We start from the raw sequence: 21666 nt of genomic DNA on the forward strand, positions 1-21666 counted from the left end.
CGCTAAATTCGTTGCATGACCGTCGACCCCCGCACCCCGGTGCTGATCGGCTACGGCCAGGTCAACCACCGCGACGACATCGACCCGGCGGTCCGCTCCGTCGAGCCCGTCGACCTGATGGCCGCCGCCGTCGAGCGGGCCGCCGACGCCGCGGTGATCGAGGCGGTGGATTCCATCCGGGTGGTCAACATCCTCTCGGCGCAGTATCGCGATCCCGGGCTGCTGCTCGGCCAGCGCATCGGCGCCCGCGACTTCGGCACGCTGTACACCCCGGTCGGCGGCAACGTGCCGCAATCGCTGGTCAACCAGGCATGCCTGGATATCCAGCGGGGCCGCGCCAACGTGGTGCTGCTGGCCGGCGCCGAAACCTGGCGCACCCGACGGGGATTGCGGGCCAAGGGCGGCAAACTGGTCTGGACCGAGCAGGACCGCTCGGTGCCGATGGCCGAGGTCAGCGGCGAAGACGTGGCGATGGCCGGCGAGGCCGAGATCAGGATCTCCCTGGACCGGCCGGCCTACGTCTACCCCCTGTTCGAGCAGGCGCTGCGGGTGTCCACCGGCGAGTCGGTCGAGGACCACCTCACCCGCATCGGGCGGCTGTGGGCGCGGTTCAACGCGGTGGCGGTGGACAACCCGCACGCCTGGATCCGCACCCCGCACAGCGCCGACGACATCTGCCGGGCGGGGCCGCACAACCGGATGATCAGCTGGCCGTACACCAAGTTGATGAACTCCAACAACATGGTCGACCAGGGTGCGGCGCTCGTACTGACCTCGGTGGAGCAGGCGCGACGGCTGAAGGTCCCGCCCGAGCGGTGGGTCTACCCGCTGGCGGGCACGGATGCGCATGACACCGCGTCCATCGCCGAACGCCACGAGCTGCACCGCTCGGCGGCCATCCGGATCGCCGGCGCCCGGGCGCTGCAACTGGCCGGGCTGGGCATCGACGACGTCGACCACGTGGACCTGTACTCGTGCTTTCCCTCCGCGGTACAGGTGGCGGCGGCCGAACTCGGGCTGGGCCTCGACGACCCCGCCCGACCGCTCACGGTGACCGGCGGGCTGACGTTTGCGGGCGGGCCGTGGAGCAACTACGTCATGCACTCCATCGCCACCATGGCCGAGTTGCTGGTGGCCAATCCCGGGCGGCGTGGTTTGATCACCGCCAACGGCGGCTACCTGACCAAGCACAGCTTCGGCGTCTACGGCACCGAACCGCCGGCCGAATTCCGTTGGGAGGACACCCAATCGGCCGTCGACCGGGAGCCGACGACCGATGCGGCGGTCGAGTGGGAGGGCGTCGGCACCGTTGAGGCCTGGACGACGCCCCACGACCGCGAGGGTGAGCCGGAGAAGGCGTTCCTGGCGGTGCGCACCCCGGACGGGTCGCGCGCCCTGGCCGTCGTCACCGATCGCGCCGCCGCGCAGGCAACCGTGCGCGAGGACATCGGTGGCGCCAAGGTCGCCGTCGCCGCCGACGGCAGCGCGGCGCTGCAGTAGCCCGGGGCAGTGGCCCGGGCCCCGGCGCCGGCGTCACCGCCGGTCATCGAACCGTTACCGGACCGACGGTCGCGTAGCCAGTGCCTATTTGCCTATTGTTGAGTGCTGAGGGTTGGGGGAGGTGAGCCCAGGTGCACATCCTGGTTACCGACGCCACCGGCGCACTCGGGCGGCTGGTCGCTGGGCAGCTGATCGCGGCCGGGCACACCGTCACCGGAATTGCTGAGCTGCCGCACCCCTGCCTGGACGGCAACGTCGAATTCGTTTGCGCGCCGCTGCGCGACCGGGTGTTGCGCGAGCTGACCGACGAGGCGGACGCGGTCATCCACCTGGCCCCGATCGACCCCACCGCGCCCGGCAACGCCGCCATGGACGGGCTGGCGCGCGTCACCGACGCCGCCGCCCGGGCCGGGTCCCGGCTGTTATTCGTGTCGCAGGCCGCCGGCCGGCCCGAGCTGTATCGACCAGCCGAGGACCTGGTGGCCTCGAGCTGGGGGCCCAGCGTGGTGGTCCGGATCGCGCCGCCGGTCGGTCGTCAGCTCGACTGGATGGTGTGCCGCACGGTGGCCACCGTGCTGCGCACCAAGGTGTCGGCGCAGCCGATGCGGGTGCTGCACCTCGACGACCTGATGCGCTTTTTGGTGACGGCCCTCGACACCGACCGCACCGGCGTGGTGGACCTGGCCAGCCCGGACACCGTCAACCTGGTCACCGCCTGGCGGATGCTGCGCGCCACCGACCCCCGTTCCCGGCTGCACCGGGTGCGCAGCTGGTCGCAGCTGATTCCGGATCTCAATGTTGCTGCCGCGCAAGAGGATTGGCTGTTCGAGTTCGGCTGGCACGCGCTGGACGCGGTCGCCGACACCGCGCGTGGGCTGGTCGGGCGCCGGCTGGACACCGCGGGCGCGATCAATCACGGCGCCCAGCTCGCGCTGCCCGTCGAGGTGCTGCCGCAGCGGGCGGGCAACGGCGCGCACAGCGCGGCGCCCGAAGGCGTGGAAGGCGAATTCGACGACCGGATCGATCCGCGGTTCCCGGTGTTTTCGGCCACCGCGCTCACCGATGCGCTGCCCGGGCCGCTCACCCCGATCACGCTCGACGTCCAACTGAGCGGGCTGCGCACCGCGAGCCGGGTGTTGGGCCGGGTGCTCGCGCTGGGCGGCGCGGTCGGCGAGGAATGGGACAGCAGGGCCATCGCGGTGCTCGGCCACCGGCCCTATGTCGGGGTGTCGGTCAACATGGTCGCCGCCACCCAGCTGCCCGGCTGGGACCAGGACGCCGTCGCCCGCGACGCCCTGGTGGGCCGGCCCCAGGTCGGCGATCCGCTGCCGTTCGGTGAGCCGGCGTTGGCGGGCGGGGCGCTCGGCTCGATCGCCAAGGCGGTGGCCGCGGGACGGTCGGTGGCGCTGCTGCGGCACTTGCGGGCGAACACCCGCGACTACTGCGCCGCCGCCGTCGCCGAGCAGGTGGACGCCGCCCAACTGGCATTGCTGCCGCAGGCCGCGCTGGAGGTGCGGCTGCGGCTGTTGCGCGACCGCATCCACCAGGGCTGGATCCTCAACGCGCTGTGGCTGCTCGACACCGGGATCACGGCGGCGGCGCTGGTGCGCAGCCAGGCCGGGCAGAGTGTGCCCGGCCTCGGCATGATCACCGAAAGCGGCCTAGTGGCAGCCGAAACCGCCGAGCTGGCGGCGATGTTGGCGGCCGACCCGCCGTTGTGTGCGCTGGCCGCCGACGGCAACCTCGCCAGCATCCGCGCGCTGGCGCCGAAGACCGCCGCCGCCGTGGACGCCGCGGTGGCGCGGATTGGACACCGCGGGCCCGGGGACGCCGAGCTGGCCAGCCAGACGTTCGCCGACGACCCGGCGATGCTGCTGAGCGCCGCCGCCGCTGCCGCCGCGGCGCCCGCCGAGCCCGCCGCGCCGGCGACGCTGGCCGAGCGGCTGGCGGCCAACGCCCGCGGCTCTAAGGAGCTGGCCCACGACGCCACCATGCGGTTCACCCACGAGCTCCGAATGACGTTGCGCGCCTTGGGATCTCTGCGGGTGGAGGCGGATCTGATCGACGCCGTCGACGACGTGTACTACCTGACCTGCAACGAGCTGGTGACCATGCCCGGCGATGCCCGGCTGCGGATCAAGCGCCGCCGCACCGAGCGGGAGCGGTTGCAGGTGCAATGCCCACCCGAGGTCATCGACGGCCGGTGGACGCCGCCGCAGCACTGCGCCGAGGGATCGCCGGCCCAGCGCCCCGCGGGCTGACCCGTCAACCGAGCAGCTCGCCCAGCGGTGCGCCGGGATCACCGAGCCGGTCGGCGTCGATGGGCGCCCGGGACCGGATCAGGGCCTTGACGTCGTCGAGCACATCCCAGATGTTGACGTTCATCCCGGCCAGCACCCGGTCGTCGGCGTCGAGCCAGAACGCGACGAATTCGCGGGCTGCGACGTCGCCGCGGAACACCACCCGCTCGAACCGGGGCGCATGCCCGACGTACTCCATGCCCAGGTCGTACTGATCGGTGAAGAAGTAGGGCAGTTCGTCGTATTCGCCCGGCCTGCCCAGCATCCCGGCCACGGCGATCGCGGGCTGTTTGAGCGCGTTGGCCCAGTGCTCGGTGCGGATCCGGGTGCGCAGCAGCGGATGTTCGGCGGCGGCGATGTCGCCGACGGCGTAGATGTCGGGATCGCTGGTGCGCAACGACGCGTCGACCAGCACACCACCATCGGCCAGGGACAGCCCGGCCGCCTCGGCGAGTTCGATGTTGGGTCGGGCGCCGACGGCCACCAGCACCGCGTCCGCGGGGATCGCCGACCCGTCCGTGGTGCGCAGGCCGGTCGCCGAGCCGTCGGCCCGGGTGATCTCTCGCACCTGCGTCTCGAGCCGCAGATCCACGCCGTGCTCGCGATGCAGCGTGGCGAACACCTCGCCGACGGTTTCCCCCAGCGCCGCGGTCAGGGGTTGTCGGGCCGCCTCCACCACCGTGACCTCGACACCGCGCTGGCGCGCGGCCGCGGCCACTTCCAGCCCGATCCACCCCGCACCCACCACGGCCAGCGACTTCCCTTCGCCCAGAAAGGAATTCAACGCCACCGCGTCTTCATACGTGCGCAGGTAATGCACGCCGGCGCAATCCGATCCCGGTATCGGCGGGCGCCGCGCGGCCGATCCGGTGGCCAGCAGCAGCTTGTCGTAGGCCACGGTGGTGCCGTCGGGGAGCCCGACGGTGTGGCCGGCGGCGTCCAGCGCGCACACCCGGGTGTTGAGCCGCAGGTCGACGTCGTTGTCCCGGTACCAGTCCGAGTTCTGCACGGTGAAGTCGGTCAGTGACTTCTTGCCGGCCAGAAACTCCTTGGACAGCGGCGGCCGTTCGTAGGGCAGGTGCTCCTCGTCGGCGAACACGATGATGCGCCCGTCGAAGTTGTTGTCCCGCAATGCTTCCACGGCTTTTGCCGCCGCAAGTCCGCCGCCGATGATGACGAAGCCGGTCGCGCTGGCCATGATGGGTTGCTCCGTTCTGTCGAAGTTTCAGCCTACTCGCGGGCGCTCAACCCACCAGCTCGCGCAGCGCGAGCGCGTTGCGTACCGCGTGGCCGCCCAGGTCGTTGTTGAAATACATCCACACGTCCTTTCCGTCACCGTCCCAGGCGGTGATCCGCTCGGCCCAGCACCGCAAGTCGTCGTCGGAGTACGAGCCGGCATAGTTGGCGGCCGGGTCCGGTCCGTGCATCCGGATGTAGACCAGGTCGGTCGTCGCACGCGGGATGCACGCCAGTCCAAGGCCGCTCGTCACCACGTACGCCGCACGGCGGCGCTCCAGCAGCGCATACACCGCGGGGTCGTTCCACGACGGGTGGCGCAGTTCGACGGCGACGCGGATGGACGCGGGCATGCGCTCCAAGAAGGAATCCAGGCGGGCGTCGTCGCGCTGCTGCTCGGGATGCAACTGCACCAGCAGCACGCCGCGCCGATCGCCCAGCAACTCCCAGCACCGCTCGAACCGTTCGATCCACGGTTCGGGGGAGGCCAGCCGGCGGTAGTGGGTGAGTCCGCGGTGCGCCTTGACCGACATGGTGAAGCCGTCCGGCAACTGCTCGCGCCACCCCGCGAACGTCGAATCCTTGGGCCAGCGGTAGAAACTGGCGTTCAACTCGACGGTGTCGAACACCTCGATGTAGCGGGCCAGCCGGCGCGCCGACGGCGTTCCCGGCGGGTACAGCACATCCGCCCAGTGGTCATACGACCACCCGGAGGTACCGATGCGCACGGTCACGGGGCGGTCAGCCGCTGACCTGCCGGCGCACGTCGTCGTCCAGCGACGCCCGCACCAGGGCGGCGGCCAGCCGCGCATTGGCTTGCGGCGCAAGGCTTCCCAGCTGTCCCGGCTCGGCGGGCAGCCCCAGTTTCTTGGCGGCTCCGGTGGCCCGGTCATCGAAGTAGGGCTGCACCCAGGTCCACACGTCTTGGACTTCGCGCAGAAAGATGTCGGCGCCGGTGTCGCCGATGCCCTTGAATTTCTTCAGCATCCGTTTCGCCGACGCCGTGTCGTGCTCGCTGCGAGCGGCCAGTTCGCGCAGATCACCGGAGTAGTCGTCGCGCACGCGCTCGGCCATGTCGGTGAGCCGGGTGGCCGAGCTCTCGTCGTAACGCACGTAGTGGGCGCGCCCGAACGCATCGATCATGGTCTGCCGATCCGCGTCCAGCACGGCCTTGGGGGTTCGCAGACCCGCCTTGAACAGTTCGGCCGCCGCGCCCACGGCGATGGCCGCGTCGATCGGCTTGCTGGCCAGCATGCACAGCACCAGAAGCTGAAACAGCGGCATGGGCTTGTCGCTCAGCTTGATGCGCGCCTGCGCGGCGTACGTCTGGCCGGCGACGTCGAGCAGTCGTCGCACTCGCTGGTCGCGGTTGCTCATACCGGTTCGCGTACCCCCGGCGTGCGCGGGCAAACGGCGCCGCTACTTGGGCGGCAGGCTTTCGGCGTATCCGACGCCGCGGGCGACCCAACCCGCAAGCTGGCGTTTGGTCCGCACCCCGGCGGCGTCGACTCGTAACCAGCCACGGGTCTCCCGCCCGGCCATCACCACCGGGCCGACATGGGCGCGCGCGGCGAGTTTGTCGGTGTCCTCGGGCGGCACCCGCACCAGCAGCCCGCCCTGGCCGCTGGCCGCCACCGACATGTTGCCGTTGAGCAGAAACGCCAGCCCGCCGAACATGCGCTTCTCCTCGATGCCCGGTTGACCGCCGAGCAGCTCGCGGATCCGGTTGGCCAGGTCCTCGTCGTAGGGCATGCGCCGACCTTAATGCCGGCCGCCGACACGGGCGTCGAGGTCAGTCCAGGTCCACCCGGATGGTCAGCAGGTCACTGCCCATCAGGCGCACCATCGCGCTGTTGAGGCGGGGCAGGTTGCCCAGCCGCTGCACGGGGTCGTCGTCCGGCAACAAGTGCGCGGTGCCGGTGCGCCAGCGGCCGCCGACCCGCACGCGGACGGCCGGATTGGCCTTGATGTTGCGCACATAGTCGGAGTGTTCGCCGTGTTCGGAAACCATCCAGAACTGGTTGTCCACCACGCGTCCGCCCACCGCGGTCCGCCGCGGCTTGCCGCTCTTGCGTCCGGTGGTTTCGAGCATGGTCATCGGCAATTGCCGGCCCACCGGGTTGACCAGCAGGCGTTGAACTCGGTGTACCACTCGCCGTTTGAGACTCACGCGGTCATTCAACCGCGACACCCGGCGTCACGCCAGCGTGGCGTTCGGCGCCGAGAGCCACGCCGGCGTGACGCTGGAGGCGCGGTCATGCCGCGGCGGCGGCCGGCGCGGTGACGGGTTCCAGCGCCTGCGCGACGATGTCGGCCACGTCGGTCATGGGCGTGACCGTCAGCGCCTCGAGCACCTCGGCAGGCACGTCATCGAGATCCGGCTCGTTGCGCGCCGGGATGAAAACCGTTGACAGCCCGGCACGTTGGGCCGCCAGCAGCTTTTGCTTCACGCCGCCGATCGGTAACACCCGACCGTTCAGCGTGACCTCGCCGGTCATGCCGACGTCGGAGCGCACCTGGCGCCCGGTGGCCATCGACACCAGCGCGGTCACCATCGTGACACCGGCCGACGGGCCGTCCTTAGGCACCGCCCCGGCGGGCACGTGCACGTGGATGCGCCGGTCCAGCGCCTTCGGGTCGACCCCGAGCGCGGCGGCGTGGGAGCGCACGTAGGACAGCGCGATCTGCGCCGACTCCTTCATCACGTCACCCAGCTGACCGGTCAGCTGCAACCCCGGCTCCCCGTCGGTCGCCCCGGCCTCGATGTAGAGCACATCGCCGCCCAGGCCGGTGACGGCCAGGCCGGTCGCCACCCCGGGCACCGCGGTGCGTTCGGCCGACTCGGGCGTGAACCGGGGCCGGCCCAGGTAGTCGACGAGATCGGGCTCGTCGATGGTGACCGGCCCAGGCTGCTCTGCCAGCTTGGTCGTCACCTTGCGCAGCGCCCTGGCCAGCAGCCGTTCGAACTGTCGCACGCCCGGCTCGCGGGTGTAGTCGGCGGCGATCTTGCGCAGCGCCGCATCGGTCACCGTCACCTCGTCCTCGGTCAGCGCCGCCCGCTCCCGCTGCCGGGGTAGCAGGTAGTCCCGGGCGATGGCGACCTTGTCGTCCTCGGTGTAGCCGTCGATGGTCACCAGCTCCATCCGGTCCAGCAGGGCCGACGGGATGTTCTCGACGACGTTGGCGGTGGCCAGGAACACCACGTCGGACAGGTCGAGGTCCAGATCCAGGTAGTGGTCGCGGAACGTGTGGTTCTGCGCCGGGTCGAGCACCTCGAGCAGCGCCGCGCTCGGGTCGCCCCGGTAGTCGGAGCCGACCTTGTCGATTTCGTCCAGCAGCACAACGGGATTCATCGATCCCGCCTCGCCGATCGCACGCACGATTCGGCCCGGCAGCGCGCCCACGTAGGTGCGCCGGTGGCCACGGATCTCGGCCTCGTCGCGCACCCCGCCCAGGGCGACGCGCACGAACTTGCGGCCCAGCGCCCGCGCCACGCTCTCGCCCAGCGACGTCTTGCCGACGCCGGGCGGGCCGGCCAGCACCATCACCGCACCCGAGCCGCGGCCGCCGACCACCTGCAGCCCACGCTGGGCGCGGCGGGTGCGCACGGCCAGGTACTCGACGATGCGGTCCTTGACGTCGTCGAGGCCGTGGTGGTCGGCGTCCAGGATGTCCCGGGCCGCCTTCAGGTCGGTGGAGTCGTCGGTGCGCACGTTCCACGGCAGCTCCAGCACGGTGTCCAGCCAGGTGCGGATCCAGCCGGATTCCGGGCTCTGGTCGCTGGCGCGTTCCAGCTTGCCGACCTCGCGCAGCGCGGCCTCGCGGACCTTCTCGGGCAGGTCGGCGGCCTCGACGCGGGCCCGGTACTCATCGGACCCGTCCGGTTCGCCCTCGCCCAGCTCCTTGCGGATCGCGGCCAGCTGCTGGCGCAGCAGGAATTCCTTCTGCGTCTTCTCCATGCCCTCGCGCACGTCCTCGGCGATCTTGTCGCTGACCTCGACCTCGGCCAGATGCGAGCTGGTCCAGTCGATCAGCACCCGCAGCCGCTCGGCCACATCGACCGTTTCCAGCAGCTGGCGCTTCTGCGCGCTGGTCAGGTAGGACGCGTAGCCGGAGGTGTCGGCCAGCGCCGACGGGTCGGTCAGCCGGTTGACGTAGTCGATGATCTCCCAGGCCTCGCGGCGTTGCAGCATGGCCAGCAGCAGCTTCTTGTACTCCGCGGCCAGCGTCTTGATCTCGTCGGTGATCGCGGCGTCGGGGACCGGGGTCGCCTGCACCCACAGCGCCGCGCCGGGCCCGGACGCGCCGGCCCCGATCTGGGCCCGGCGCTCGCCGCGCACCACCGCGGCGGTGCCGCCCCCGGCGATGCGCCCGACCTGCACGATCTTGGCGATCACGCCGTGCGACGGGTAGCGGTCCTCGAGCCGGGGGGCGATCAGCAGCTGACCGGATTCGCTCGCCTGAGCGGCGTCGATCGCCGCGCGGGCCGCGTCGTCCAGCGCGATCGGCACCACCATCCCGGGCAACACGATGGTGTCGGTGACGAACAGCACCGGCACCGAGTAGGCCTCAGCCATCAAATCCTCCAAAAGTTGAGTCTGATGCGCTTAACCCAGCCCGGCGCCGGTTTGTTCCCGAGGACGGTTTCGCTACCAGCGTCACGCCCGCGCACCGTCGGCCGGCGAGCGTCACGCCGGCGTCACTGGCGGCTCGACGGGCGGCAGCGGCGCCAGCCGCCGCAGCGGCGTCACATGCCGCGGCGACAGCTCCTCGAGACAGGTGACGCCCAGCAGCCGCATCGTCCGGATCACGCCTTCGGCCAGGATCTCGATCGCCCGGGTCACGCCGGCCTCACCCCCGGCCATCAGCCCGTACAGATAGGCCCTCCCGACCAGGGTGCAGCGGGCCCCCAGCGCGATCGCCGCGACGATGTCGGCGCCCGACATGATCCCGGTGTCCAGCAGGATCTCGGTGTGCTTGCCCAGCTCGCGCGCCACGGTGGGCAGCAGGTGGAACGGCACCGGGGCCCGATCCAGTTGGCGCCCACCATGATTCGACAACACGATGCCGTCGGCGCCGCGGTCGACGACGGCGCGGGCGTCGTCCAGCGTCTGAATCCCCTTCACCACCAGCTTTCCCGGCCACCGCGCCTTGATCCACTCCAGGTCGTCGAAGGTGAGGCTGGGGTCGAACATGGTGCTCAGATACTCGGCGACGGTGCCGGGCCAGCGATCCAGCGACGCGAACGCCAGCGGCTCGGTGGTCAACAGGTCGAACCACCATTTCGGGTGCGGCACCGCGTCCAGCACGGTGCGCAGCGTCAGCGTCGGCGGGATCGTCATGCCGTTGCGGTTGTCCCGCAGCCGCGCCCCGGACACCGGGACGTCGACGGTGGCCAGCAGGGTGTCGAAACCTGCGTCGGCGGCCCGGCGCACCAGCGCCATCGAGCGTTCCCGGTCTTTCCACATGTACAGCTGAAACCACTTGCGCGACTGGGGAACTGCGGCCGCCAGGTCCTCGATCGCGCAGGTGCCCAGGGTGGACAGCGAGAACGGGATGCCCGCCCGCGCCGCCGCCCGCGCACCGGCGATCTCGCCCTCGGTGTGCATCAGCCGGGTGAAGCCGGTCGGGGCGATCCCGAACGGCAGCGCCACGGGCCCGCCCAGCACATCCCATCCCGCGGTCACGGTGCTGACGTCACGCAGGATCGTCGGGTGAAACTCGATGTCGCGGAAGGCTTGTCGGGCGCGCTGGATGGACAGCTCGTCCTCGGCGGCGCCGTCGGTGTAGTCGAAGGCCGCCTTCGGGGTGCGGCGTTTGGCGATGCGGCGCAGGTCCTCGATGGTGTGGGCGGATCGCAGGCGGCGTTTGGTCGCGTTGAACTCGGGCCGCTTGAACTGCATCAGTGGCGCGAGGTCGCGCACCCTGGGCACTCGCCGTTGGACTCCCACATGTGCCACCGTAGTCATATGGACTCGGCCGCCGACCCGTTCGATCTCGAACGCTTCGTGGACGCCCAGGAGCCGGTCTACGCCGACGTCGTCGACGAGTTGCGTGCCGGGCGAAAACGCCGCCATTGGATGTGGTTCGTCTTTCCGCAGCTGCGCGGCCTGGGTGGCAGCGCGATGGCGGACCGGTACGGCATCTCGTCGCTGCCGGAGGCCCGCGCCTACCTGCGCCACGAGCTGCTCGGGCCGCGTCTGCGCGAATGCGCCCGACTGGTCGAGCGGGTGCAGGGCCGATCCGTCGGGCAGATCTTCGGCTCGCCCGACGACCTGAAGCTGTGCTCGTCGATGACGCTGTTCGCGCACGCGACCGACGACAACGCTGACTTCCTGGCGGTCCTGCAGAAGTACTACGACGGCCGGCAGGACCCGGTGACGCTGGCCCGCCTGGCGGACTCCTAGATCGGGCTCAGGATCCGCCAGCCCTGCGGCTCGACGACCACCGTGTCGAGCACCTCCGGCGGTGGGGCTGCCGAGCCGCCGATCACCCGCCCGCGCCGGCCGCCCAGCTCGTCGAGCGAAACCCGCAGCGGCTCATCGCCGATGTTGAGCACGATCAACAGGGCCTCATCGCCGCTGCGGGTCTCGTACACGTAGTGCCGGTTTTGCAGCAGCAGCGCGGTGGTGGTGGCCGCGTGCAGCCAGGGATGGCGGCGGCGCAGCCCGATCAGGTACTGGTGCAGCCTCCACACCTCGGTGCCGAAGTCATCCAATGGTATTGGGGGAGAGCAGAACTCGGGCCGTACCGCGTCGTCGCCGCCGAACCGTTCCTCCTTGACCCCGCGAAAGCCGAGCTCGTCGCCGGCGTACACGCTGGGCACCCCGCCGACCGTCAGCAGCAGCACCAGGGCGTGCGCCAGGTGCGCGGGGTTGTTCAGCTGGCTGGCGATCCGGGTGACGTCGTGGTTGCCGATGAAGGTCAGCGGCGAGAACCGGCCCAGAAATGCGTTGTGCCGCTGCAGCGCCCAGTCCAGTTCATAGAAGTTGCCGTCGTTGAGGCTGCTCCAGATCGCCTTCCACAGCTCGTATTGGGTGGCCGAGTCGAAGCCGGTGGCCCGCACCACCGCGGCGTAGTCGCCGTGGATCAATTCGCCGACGAACCAGGCCTGCGGGTAGCGGTCGCGCACCCGGGGCAGGGTGGCCGCCCAAAACGTTTCCGGCACAGCGTAAGCCGCGTCCAGCCGCCAGCCGTCGGCGCCGCGTCCCAGCCAGTGCGCCATGACGTCGACGGTGTAGTCGACGACCTCGGGATTGTCGTGGTTGAGGGTGATCAGGCCGTCGTGGCCCTCGAAGGTGTGAAAACGCCCGCGACTACCGCGAAACCAGCGGGCGGCGGCGTGATCGTCAGAGTCGATGGCGGCGCGATACCGCGGGAAATCCACACCGACGTGGTTGAACACGCCGTCGAGCAGCACCCGCAGGCCGCGCCGGTGCGCTTGCGCGATGAGGTGGTCGAAGTCGGCGTCGTCGCCGAGCCGGGGATCGATGCGGTAGTGGTCGGTGGTGTCGTAGCCATGGGTGCGCGAGGTGAAGATCGGGCCCAGCGCGATGCCGGAGGCGCCGAGTTCGATCGCGTGGTCGAACCAGTCGACGAGCCGCCGCAACCGGTGTTGTTCCGGTTGCGGCGGCTCGCTGGACTGCGGTAGCGGGTACGCGCCGACGAACCCCAGCGGGTAGACCTGCCACCAGATGACGTGCTGGACCCAGTCGGGTCCGGTCACGACACTGGCCACGACGGCACGGTCAGCCGGCGGTCGCCAGCGTCTGGGAGGTGACGATCGCTTGGGCCACACCGGAAATGATCGCGGCGGCCTTGAGCGCCTCCTGGATGGTCTCCCGGCTGACGCCGGCCTCGCGCAGCGTGTGCTCGTGCGAGGCCACGCAGTCCGGGCATCCGTTGATGGCCGAAACGGCGAAGCACCACAGCTCGAAGTTCGCCTTCTCCACGCCGGGATTGCCGATGATGTTCATCCGCAATCCCGCACGCAGGTCGTCGTACTTGCCGTCCAAGAAGCCGCGGCCCCGGTAGAACACGTTGTTCATCGCCATCACCGATGCGGCGCCCAGCGCCGCGTGGTACGCCTCGGCGGACAGGGTGTCGGCCGCCTCGGCGCCAATCTCGGTGAGCACCTGCGTGTTTCGGGTCGCCGCGGCGCTGGCCAACAGCGTGCCCCAGAGCTGCTCCTCGTTGAGCTCGGTGGTGCGCGTGACCGAGCCCAGGTTCAGCTTGAGATCCTTGGCGTACTCCGGCAGTGCTTCCTTGAGATTCTCGACGCTCATCTCGCCTCCTGATCAGGCTTGTACCCAGCCGGGCCCGGATTAAGCAGAGGCCTTGAGCAGTTCGGTGGCGTTCAGCGTCGGGTCACCCTTGCGCCAGTTGCACGCGCACAGCTCGTCGGACTGCAGCGCGTCCAGCACCCGCAGTACTTCCTCGACGTTGCGGCCCACCGAACCCGCGGTGACCGAGACGAACTGGATCTCGTTGTTCGGGTCGACGATGAAGGTGGCCCGGTCGGCCACGCCGTCGGCGTTGAGAACACCCGTGGCCAGGCTCAGTTCGCGCTTGATGTCCGAGAGCATCGGGAACGGCAGGTTCTTGAGGTCCTCGTGCTGGGCGCGCCAGTTGAAGTGGACGAACTCGCTGTCGATCGAGACGCCGAGCACCTGGGCGTCGCGGTCCTCGAACTCGTCGTTGAGCTTGCCGAAGGTGGCGATCTCGGTGGGGCAGACGAAGGTGAAGTCCTTGGGCCAGAAGAACACCACGCGCCACTTGCCGGCGTGGTCCTCGCTGGTGATGGTGGTGAAGTAGTCACCGGGCTGCTTGGCGTCGACCTTGGACAGGTCGCCCGCGATCAACGCGGTCAGCTCGTAGGCGGGGAACTGGTCGCCGATGGTCAGCAGAGGCATGTCGCTCCTATCTGGATCTACTTATCTGGATCAACTCAAGATTAGCTTTCGTCCACCATGTTGCCGCGTACCCTCAATGAAGTAAAGGTGATATTTCCCACTACACTTATAGGTATGCCCGATAAGACTTATCAGCCCACGATCGCCGGTCTGCGCGCCTTCGTCGCGGTCGCCGAGAAGCGCCAATTCAGCGGTGCCGCAACGGCTTTGGGAGTCAGCCAGTCGACGCTGTCGCAGGCGTTGGCGGCGCTGGAGGCGGGGCTGGGCACGCAGTTGGTGGAGCGCTCCACCCGGCGTGTCTTCTTGACACCCCAGGGCGCCGAGCTGCTGCCGCACGCCCAGGCCGTGGTCGAGGCGGCCGACGCCTTCACCGCGGCGGCGGCGGGTTCGGCGGACCCGTTGCGGGCCGGCATGCGGCTGGGGCTGATCCCCACGGTGGCGCCCTACGTGCTGCCGACCGTGCTGGCCGGAATCGCCGAACGGCGGCCCGGCCTGACCCTGCGGGTCACCGAGGACCAGACCGAACGGCTGCTGGCGGTGCTGCGCGAGGGCGCGCTCGACGCGGCGCTGATCGCGCTGCCCGCCGAGACGGCGGGCGTCACCGCGATCCCGATCTACGACGAGGATTTCGTGCTCGCGCTTCCGCCGGGCCACCCGCTGGCGGGCAAGCGCCGGGTGCCGGCGACGGCGCTGGCCGACCTGCCGCTGCTGCTGCTGGACGAGGGGCACTGCCTGCGCGACCAGGCGCTGGACGTCTGCCACAAGGCGGGTGTGCGGGCGGAGCTGGCCAACACCCGGGCCGCCTCGCTGGCCACCGCGGTGCAGTGCGTGACCGGCGGCCTGGGGGTGACGCTCATCCCACAGAGCGCGGTCCCGGTGGAGGCGTCGCGCAGCCGGCTGGGCCTGGCCCAGTTCGCCGCGCCGCGCCCGGGCCGGCGCATCGGTCTGGTGTTCCGCTCGTCGAGCGGGCGCGACGACTCCTACCGCGAGCTGGCCGGGCTGATCGGCGAGCTGATCAGCAGCCAGCACCAGGTACGGCTGGTGAAGTAACCCTGTCGGCGGCCCGGCGGGGGTAGGTTTCGGCTCATGGAAAAAGTGATCGCCGTGCTTATGCGTGCCGATTCGGAGGAGGACTGGTGCGCCCGCCAGCGCGGCGTGGTCGCCGATGCGCTGCTCGAGTTGGGCCTGCCCGGGCTGGCGGTCAATGTCCGCGACGATGCGGTGCGCCGGTCGTTGATGACGTTGACCACGCTGGACCCGCCGGTGGCCGCGGTGGTCAGCATGTGGACCCAGCAGTGCTACGGCGAGCAAGTGGCGGCCGCGCTGCGCCTGCTCGCCGCCGAGTGCGAGCAGCTGGCCGCCTATCTGGTGACCGAGTCGGTGCCGCTGCCGGCGCCGCAAACCGAACCAGCCTCTCGCACACCGGGTTTGGCCAACATCGCGTTACTGCGCCGGCCGGCCGGCATGGACCAGGAGACCTGGCTGACCCGCTGGCAGCGCGACCACACCCCGGTGGCCATCGAGACCCAATCGACGTTCGGCTACACCCAGAACTGGGTGGTGCGCACCCTCACCCCGGGCGCACCGGAGATCGCCGGCATCGTCGAGGAATTGTTCCCCGCCGAGGCGATCACCGATCTGCAGGCGTTCTTCGGGGCGGCCGACGAACAGGACCTGCAGCACCGGCTGGGCCGAATGGTGGCCAGCACCACGGCTTTTGGCGCCAACGAGAACATCGACACGGTGCCGACCAGCCGCTACGTCGTCAAGACACCGTTCGCGCAATGAGGTACCGGAGATGACCACACTCGACGACGCCGTCGCCCTGGCCGCCGCGGAAAACGGTCTGGCGGTGATATCCACCGTCCGCGCCGACCAGACCGTGCAGGCCTCGCTGGTCAACGTCGGCCGGTTGGCGCACCCGGCGAACGGTCAACCGGTGCTGGGCTTTACCACCTACGGCAAGGTCAAACTGGCCAACCTGCGGGCCCGGCCGCAGCTGGCCATCACCTTCCGCAACGGCTGGCAGTGGGCGACCGTCGAGGGCCGCGCCGAATTGGTCGGCCCGGACGACGCCCAGCCGTGGCTGACCGACGCCGACCGGCTGCGACTGCTGCTGCGCGAAGTGTTCACCGCCGCCGGCGGCAGTCACGACGACTGGGACGAGTACGACCGGGTGATGGCCCGGGAGCGGCGGGCCGTCGTGCTGATCGCCCCGACCCGCGTCTACAGCAACGGCTGACCTAAGCTGCTGGCGTGACGCTGCAGATCGACGACGACAAGCGGGTACGCACCCTCACGCTGAACCGCCCGGAGGCGCTGAACGCGTTCAACGAAGCCCTCTACGACGCCACCGCCGAGGCGTTGCTGGCCGCGGCCGAGGATCCCGAGGTGGCGGTCGTGCTGCTGACCGGGGCGGGGCGCGGGTTCAGCGCCGGCACCGACCTGGGCGAGATGCAGGCCCGCATCACCGACCCGGACTTCACCCCGGGCAAGCATGGCTTCATCGGACTCATCAACGCGCTCAGCGCATTTCCCAAGCCGCTGATCTGCGCGGTGAACGGCGTCGGCGTGGGGATCGGTGCCACCATCCTGGGCTACGCCGATCTGGCGTTCATGTCGTCGACGGCCCGGCTGAAGTGCCCGTTCACCAGCCTGGGGGTGGCCCCCGAGGCGGCCTCGTCCTACCTGCTGCCGCAACTGGTCGGCCGGCAGAACGCCGCCTGGCTGTTGATGTCCTCGGAATGGGTCGACGCCGACGAGGCGCTGCGGATGGGCCTGGTCTGGCGGGTCTGCGCGCCCGACGAGCTGCTGCCGCAGGCCCGTCATCACGCGGAAATCCTTGCCTCCCGCCCGATTTCGAGTTTGATGGCGGTCAAGCACACGATGATGGAACCGGTCCGGCCGCAGATCGCGGCGGCCACCGCGCGGGAGAACGCGCACTTCGCGGAGCTGATGGGCGCCCAGGCCAACGCGGCCGCGCTGGCCGACTTCAACAAGCGCTGAGCGGCAGGCACCAGGCAAACAGCACTAAGCGGCCCAGCTGAGGCGGGGGAGCGGCCTCAGACCGACGGGGCGGTCTCCAGCTCCGCCGAAGCGGCCAGAATCGCCCGCAGCGTGCGCCGGCACCGGCCGCAGTCGCCGCCGGCCCCGCACGCCGCGGCGATCTCCTTGGAGGTGGTGGCGCCCCGCGCCACCACCTCGGACACGGTCTGGTTGGTGGCCCCGACACAAAGGCACACGTACATCAGCGCACCCCTCGCACGTAGGCATCCCCTTCGTCGAACGCTCGGACGGGCGACGCCGCGCCGCCTCGGCCGGTGGCCGCCGGGGGCGTCGATCGCCCACGCGAAACCACCGGACACAGCTGCCGCATATCCCGCCGCATATTAGTGGAGTCTAACCTAAGTCAGTTAGTGGAGTCTAACCTAACAAGAAGCGATCTAGCTCACCCGTAACACGCACTGAGCGCAGCCAAACCTTGCTGGAAGATTCGCTGTGGCCGTGGCAAAGTGCTGCTACAGCCCAGGTTCGTGCGCTCCAGCCCGGCGCACCGACCGCGGCCGAACAGCCAGCCGCTCACACCGTAGGAGTGAAAATGCAAGGGGATCCGGAAGTTTTGCGTCTGCTCAACGAGCAGCTGACCAGCGAACTCACCGCGATCAACCAATACTTCCTGCACTCCAAGATGCAGGACAACTGGGGGTTCACCGAGTTAGCTGAGCACACCCGGGCCGAGTCCTTCGACGAGATGCGCCACGCCGAGGCGATCACCGACCGCATCCTGCTGCTCGACGGGTTGCCGAACTATCAGCGCCTGTTCTCGCTGCGCATCGGCCAGACGCTGCGCGAGCAGTTCGAGGCCGACCTGGCCATCGAATACGAGGTGATGGACCGGCTCAAGCCGGCCATCATCCTGTGCCGGGAGAAGCAGGACTCCACCACCGCCACGCTTTTCGAGCAGATCGTCGCTGACGAGGAAAAGCACATCGACTACCTGGAGACGCAGCTGGAGTTGATGGACAAGCTGGGCGTGGAGCTCTACTCGGCGCAGTGCGTGTCGCGGCCACCGAGCTGATGCCGGAGCGGCACGGCACGCCCTCGGGGTCAGCGGGCTGACAAATCCACGCCGACAGCTGGGTACTCATAGCCGACGCCGATGCGACGGAAGGCAGCCATGACGACCCCGAGAGCAGCAGTGAGTGCACCGGCCCGCGCCGATACCGGATCCGGCGGCGAGCGGATCAGCCCGCAGCGGCGCAACCTGATCTTCGTCGCGATCGTGCTCGGCATGCTGCTCGCGGCGTTGGACCAGACCATCGTGGCGACCGCGCTGCCGACCATCGTCGCCAACCTGGGCGATGCCGGCCATCAGTCCTGGGTCGTGACCAGCTATTTGCTCGCCTCGACCATTGTCACCGCGCTGGTGGGCAAGCTCGGCGATCTATACGGCCGCAAGCGCGTCTTCCAGGCCGCAGTCCTGTTCTTCGTGGCCGGCTCGGTCCTGTGCGGACTGGCCCAGTCGATGGCCATGTTGGTGGGAGCGCGTGCGCTGCAGGGCATCGGCGGCGGCGGGATCACCGTCACCGCCAGCGCGCTGATCGGTGAGGTCGTTCCGCTGCGGGAGCGGGGCCGGTACCAGGGCATCCTCGGGGCGGTGTTCGGCGTCACCACGGTCATCGGCCCGCTGTTGGGCGGCTATTTCACCGATTACCTGAGCTGGCGCTGGGCGTTCTGGGTGAACGTGCCGGTCTCGGTGATCGTCATTTTCGTTGCCGCCGCGGCGATTCCCGCGCTGGCCGCATCGGCCAAACCGGTGATCGACTACGCCGGAATCGTTTTCGTCGGCCTGGGCGCGGCCGGCCTGACGCTGGCCACCAGCTGGGGCGGCAGCCGCTATCCGTGGGGCTCGCCGACGATCATCGGCCTGTTCGCCGCCGCCGCGGTGGCGCTCGGCGTTTTCGTGGTGGTGGAACGCCGCGCCGCCGAGCCCATTCTGCCGGTCCGCTTGTTCGCCAGCCCGGTGTTCACCGTGTGCTGCGTGCTGTCCTTCGTGGTGGGTTTCGCCATGTTGGGCGCGATGACGTTCCTGCCCACCTACATGCAATACGTCGACGGGGTCTCGGCCACCACGTCGGGGTTGCGCACCCTGCCCATGGTGGTGGGCATGCTGTTCACCTCGACCGGCAGCGGCACCATCGTCGGGCGCACCGGCCGGTACAAGATCTTCCCCGTGGCCGGCACCGCGCTGATGGCGTTGGCGTTCCTGCTGATGTCGCGGATGCAGCCGTCGACCCCGGCGGTGATCCAGTCGCTGTATCTGTTCATCCTGGGCGCCGGCATCGGGCTGTCCATGCAGGTGCTGATCCTGATCGTGCAGAACACGTCGGACTTCGAAGATCTCGGCGTCGCCACGTCCGGGGTGACGTTCTTTCGGACCATCGGAAGTTCCTTCGGCGCAGCGATATTCGGCTCGTTATTCGTGAACTTCCTGAACCGCCGGATCGGTCCGGCGCTGGCGGCCAGCGGCGCGCCGCCCGGCGCGGTCAGCTCGCCGGGCGCCCTACACCGCCAGCCTCATGAGGTGGCCGCGCCCATCGTGGCGGCCTATGCGGAATCGCTCACCGAGGTGTTCTTCTGGGCGGCCCCGGTCGCGCTGGTGGGTTTCGTGCTGGCGCTGTTCCTGCGCGAAATCCCGCTGCGCGACATCCACGACAGCACAGTCGATCTCGGTGACGCATTCGGCATGCCGACCACCGAGACACCCGACCAGATGCTGGAGAACGCGATCGCCCGGATGTTGCGCGGCGAGACCGGGATGCGGTTGCGCAGCATCGCGATGCGACCCGATTGCCGGCTCGACGTCGCCGGGTTGTGGGGAGTGTTGCGCATCAACCGCTACACCCAGATGTACGGCACCGCGCGACTCACCGACATGGCGGAGTATCTGCGGATTCCGTTCGAGGTGCTCGAGCCGACCTTCTCGCGCCTGGTCACCGCCGGTTACGCGGGCAGCGACGGCGACCGGCTGTGGCTCACGCCGGCCGGGGCCCAGCAGGTCGGCTACGTGCATTCGCTGCTGTTGGCCTGGCTGGTCGACAAACTCGGGCGGTCGCCCGGCTTCGAGGGGCGCCCGGACCGCCAAGCGGTGCAGGCCGCCCTGGAACGCGTTGCGTATCGCGTTCTCGCCCAACGTGATTGGCATGACGAGCAGCCGACCGCGGCGATCACGGCGGCGGCCCGCTAGCCGGGCCGAGCACTCGTCGCCGGCGGCCGGCGAACCCGGGCGTACCATCACGCCATGAGCCGAATCGGAACATTTGCTGACGACGACCTGGCCGGCTGGTTCGTGAAATCTCCGGACATCGGCGCCGCGCTGGGCGCGTTCAGCCAGGCGGTCTACACCAAGAACCGGTTGCCGTTGCGCACCCGGGAGCTGGCCCGCGCCGTGATCGCCCACCGCAACGAGTGCGTCGTGTGCGTCAACACCCGCGACGAGGACGGCCCGGCGGCGGGCGTCGACGAGGAGCTGTACGACCACGTCCATGAGTGGCGCACCTGGCCCGGCTACAGCGAACAGGAGCGGCTGGCAGCCGAATTCGCGGACCGCTTCGCGACCGATCACACCGGTCTGCGCGACGACGAAGACTTTTGGAGCCGCTGCGCCGAGCACTTCTCCGACGAGTTGCTCGCCGATCTGGCCCTGTCCTGCGCGCTGTGGGTCGGCATGGGCCGGGTGCTGCGGACCCTCGACATCGGGCAGGCCTGCAAGCTGACCATCCCCAGCCGCGGATAGCCCGGCGTGCGACGCCGACGGGGGAGGCGCCGATGAAGATCCGCTTCGGCGTCGGGCTGGGCGCCGACAACGCCCCCGCCGAGCTGGGCGCCATCGTCGACCATCTCGAGTCGACCGGGGTGGATTCGCTGTGGTTCTCCGAGCTGGTGTACTCCCCGGCGGTCGATCCGGTGGTCGGGATGGCGTTTGCGCTGGCGCGGACGCACCGGTTGAAGGTGGGCACGTCGGTCGCCGTGCTGCCGGGGCGGCACCCGGTGCTGGTGGCCAAGCAGTTGGCGTCGCTGGCGGCGGTCGCGCCCAAGCGGGTCCTTCCGGTGTTCGGGCTGCGCTCGGCGATTCCGGCCGAACGCGAGGTGTTCGTGGTTCCCGACGGCGAGCGGGCGGCGGTGTTCGACGAGTCGCTGCGGCTGCTGCGCGCGGCGCTGGTGGAGGATTCGGCGACGTTCACCGGGCGGTATTTCAGCGTGACCGGTGCGGCGGTCACGCCCAAACCCGCACCGCCACTGGATATTTGGCTGGGCGGTTCGGCGCCCGCGGCGTTGCGGCGGATCGGTGCGCTGGCCGACGGCTGGCTGGGCAGCTTCCTCACCCCGGCGGAGGCCCGGGCCGGGCGCGAGGCGATCGAGCGGGCCGCGGCGGCCGCCGGACGGCACATCGAACCCGACCACTTCGGGATCTCGCTGGCCGTCGCCGACGGCGAACTGCCGCCGCCGGCGATCGCGGCGGTGCGGCGCCGCCGCCCCGACCTGGACCCCGACGAACTGATCGCGAGCGGATGGGATCAGCTGCACCGCAAACTCGACGCCTACCTCGATGCGGGACTGACGAAATTCGTCATCCGGCCGGCGGGCACGGCGCCGTTGGACGGCTTTCTCGATCGGTTCGTCACCGAGTTGGTCGGCCGCCAGAACTGAAATCGCGG

At 69.9% G+C, this 21666-nt stretch carries 22 protein-coding genes; 11 read left to right on the forward strand and 11 right to left on the reverse strand.

Annotated elements, in window-relative coordinates; genetic code table 11:
• Positions 1-15: 15 nt before the first annotated feature.
• Both NF20_RS03905 and NF20_RS03910 read left to right on the forward strand, forming a co-directional pair.
• The gene (locus NF20_RS03905) at positions 16-1500 is read left to right on the forward strand and encodes an acetyl-CoA acetyltransferase (protein WP_011725094.1); all 1485 of its coding nucleotides are present in this window, start codon (positions 16-18) and stop codon (positions 1498-1500) included.
• Between the two features lie 131 nt (positions 1501-1631).
• The gene (locus NF20_RS03910) at positions 1632-3761 is read left to right on the forward strand and encodes an NAD(P)H-binding protein (protein WP_033712995.1); all 2130 of its coding nucleotides are present in this window, start codon (positions 1632-1634) and stop codon (positions 3759-3761) included.
• 4 nt (positions 3762-3765) lie between these two features.
• Here NF20_RS03910 and NF20_RS03915 read toward each other — a convergent pair whose 3' ends face one another.
• The 7 genes from NF20_RS03915 to NF20_RS03945 all read right to left on the reverse strand — a co-directional run bounded on the left by NF20_RS03915 (position 3766) and on the right by NF20_RS03945 (position 10987).
• Complete coding sequence (locus tag NF20_RS03915) at positions 3766-4998, reverse strand: NAD(P)/FAD-dependent oxidoreductase (RefSeq protein ID WP_023861657.1); 1233 nt, start codon at positions 4996-4998, stop codon at positions 3766-3768.
• 46 nt (positions 4999-5044) lie between these two features.
• Positions 5045-5770 carry a DUF72 domain-containing protein gene (locus NF20_RS03920; protein ID WP_011725091.1) on the reverse strand — a complete coding sequence of 242 codons (726 nt, stop codon included), beginning with the start codon at positions 5768-5770 and terminating at the stop codon, positions 5045-5047.
• A gap of 7 nt (positions 5771-5777) precedes the next feature.
• Entirely contained in the window at positions 5778-6413 is a 636-nt protein-coding gene (locus NF20_RS03925) for an endonuclease (protein ID WP_031344191.1), read from the reverse strand.
• A gap of 42 nt (positions 6414-6455) precedes the next feature.
• Positions 6456-6788 (reverse strand): TfoX/Sxy family protein, encoded by a 333-nt coding sequence (locus tag NF20_RS03930; protein ID WP_023861655.1) that lies wholly within the window; start codon positions 6786-6788, stop codon positions 6456-6458.
• A gap of 40 nt (positions 6789-6828) precedes the next feature.
• Positions 6829-7206 carry a nitroreductase family deazaflavin-dependent oxidoreductase gene (locus tag NF20_RS03935; RefSeq protein WP_011725088.1) on the reverse strand — a complete coding sequence of 126 codons (378 nt, stop codon included), beginning with the start codon at positions 7204-7206 and terminating at the stop codon, positions 6829-6831.
• Positions 7207-7291: 85 nt separating this feature from the next.
• On the reverse strand, positions 7292-9613 hold the full coding sequence (lon, locus tag NF20_RS03940; protein ID WP_031347964.1) for an endopeptidase La: 2322 nt from the start codon (positions 9611-9613) through the stop codon (positions 7292-7294).
• 111 nt (positions 9614-9724) lie between these two features.
• The gene (locus NF20_RS03945) at positions 9725-10987 is read right to left on the reverse strand and encodes an alpha-hydroxy acid oxidase (protein WP_023861652.1); all 1263 of its coding nucleotides are present in this window, start codon (positions 10985-10987) and stop codon (positions 9725-9727) included.
• Positions 10988-11005: 18 nt separating this feature from the next.
• On the opposite strand from NF20_RS03945, the gene NF20_RS03950 reads away from it, so the two are divergent.
• Positions 11006-11443, forward strand: coding sequence for a DUF1810 domain-containing protein (locus NF20_RS03950; RefSeq protein WP_011725086.1), 438 nt, complete (start codon positions 11006-11008; stop codon positions 11441-11443).
• On the opposite strand, the gene NF20_RS03955 is transcribed toward NF20_RS03950, so the two are convergent.
• From NF20_RS03955 to NF20_RS03965, 3 genes are read right to left on the reverse strand one after another with little or no spacing between them, the layout of a single operon-like run.
• A complete protein-coding gene (locus tag NF20_RS03955; protein WP_023861650.1) occupies positions 11440-12774 on the reverse strand; it encodes an alpha-amylase family protein in 1335 nt (444 codons plus the stop codon). The genes NF20_RS03950 and NF20_RS03955 overlap by 4 nt on opposite strands.
• 10 nt (positions 12775-12784) lie before the next feature.
• Positions 12785-13321 (reverse strand): alkyl hydroperoxide reductase, encoded by a 537-nt coding sequence (locus NF20_RS03960; RefSeq protein ID WP_023861649.1) that lies wholly within the window; start codon positions 13319-13321, stop codon positions 12785-12787.
• 39 nt (positions 13322-13360) lie between these two features.
• Positions 13361-13948 carry a peroxiredoxin gene (locus NF20_RS03965; protein ID WP_009976955.1) on the reverse strand — a complete coding sequence of 196 codons (588 nt, stop codon included), beginning with the start codon at positions 13946-13948 and terminating at the stop codon, positions 13361-13363.
• A 114-nt stretch (positions 13949-14062) separates the two neighbouring features.
• Between NF20_RS03965 and NF20_RS03970 the strand changes: the two genes are divergently transcribed.
• Genes NF20_RS03970 through NF20_RS03985 form a run of 4 tightly spaced genes read left to right on the forward strand, consistent with a single transcriptional unit; the run spans position 14063 to position 16954 of the window.
• Entirely contained in the window at positions 14063-14998 is a 936-nt protein-coding gene (locus tag NF20_RS03970; RefSeq protein ID WP_011725083.1) for a hydrogen peroxide-inducible genes activator, read from the forward strand.
• A 36-nt stretch (positions 14999-15034) separates the two neighbouring features.
• Entirely contained in the window at positions 15035-15736 is a 702-nt protein-coding gene (locus NF20_RS03975) for an EthD domain-containing protein (protein WP_023861648.1), read from the forward strand.
• 10 nt (positions 15737-15746) lie between these two features.
• On the forward strand, positions 15747-16190 hold the full coding sequence (locus tag NF20_RS03980) for a TIGR03618 family F420-dependent PPOX class oxidoreductase (protein WP_023861647.1): 444 nt from the start codon (positions 15747-15749) through the stop codon (positions 16188-16190).
• A gap of 14 nt (positions 16191-16204) precedes the next feature.
• Positions 16205-16954: an enoyl-CoA hydratase/isomerase family protein gene (locus NF20_RS03985; RefSeq protein WP_023861646.1), complete on the forward strand. Its 750-nt coding sequence runs from the start codon at positions 16205-16207 to the stop codon at positions 16952-16954.
• A gap of 56 nt (positions 16955-17010) precedes the next feature.
• On the opposite strand, the gene NF20_RS03990 is transcribed toward NF20_RS03985, so the two are convergent.
• Positions 17011-17196 (reverse strand): (2Fe-2S)-binding protein, encoded by a 186-nt coding sequence (locus NF20_RS03990; protein WP_023861645.1) that lies wholly within the window; start codon positions 17194-17196, stop codon positions 17011-17013.
• 350 nt (positions 17197-17546) lie between these two features.
• On the opposite strand from NF20_RS03990, the gene bfr reads away from it, so the two are divergent.
• From bfr to NF20_RS04010, 4 genes are all read left to right on the forward strand, one after another.
• On the forward strand, positions 17547-18026 hold the full coding sequence (gene bfr, locus NF20_RS03995) for a bacterioferritin (protein ID WP_003876561.1): 480 nt from the start codon (positions 17547-17549) through the stop codon (positions 18024-18026).
• A 120-nt stretch (positions 18027-18146) separates the two neighbouring features.
• On the forward strand, positions 18147-20195 hold the full coding sequence (locus NF20_RS04000; protein ID WP_033712992.1) for an MDR family MFS transporter: 2049 nt from the start codon (positions 18147-18149) through the stop codon (positions 20193-20195).
• Positions 20196-20249: 54 nt separating this feature from the next.
• Complete coding sequence (locus NF20_RS04005; protein ID WP_003876563.1) at positions 20250-20744, forward strand: carboxymuconolactone decarboxylase family protein; 495 nt, start codon at positions 20250-20252, stop codon at positions 20742-20744.
• A gap of 32 nt (positions 20745-20776) precedes the next feature.
• Complete coding sequence (locus tag NF20_RS04010) at positions 20777-21658, forward strand: TIGR03854 family LLM class F420-dependent oxidoreductase (protein WP_033717216.1); 882 nt, start codon at positions 20777-20779, stop codon at positions 21656-21658.
• Positions 21659-21666: the final 8 nt, after the last annotated feature.

It is taken from the genome of Mycobacterium sp. MAC_080597_8934, from assembly GCF_000523975.1.
GTDB classification, from domain to species: Bacteria; Actinomycetota; Actinomycetes; order Mycobacteriales; family Mycobacteriaceae; genus Mycobacterium; species Mycobacterium avium.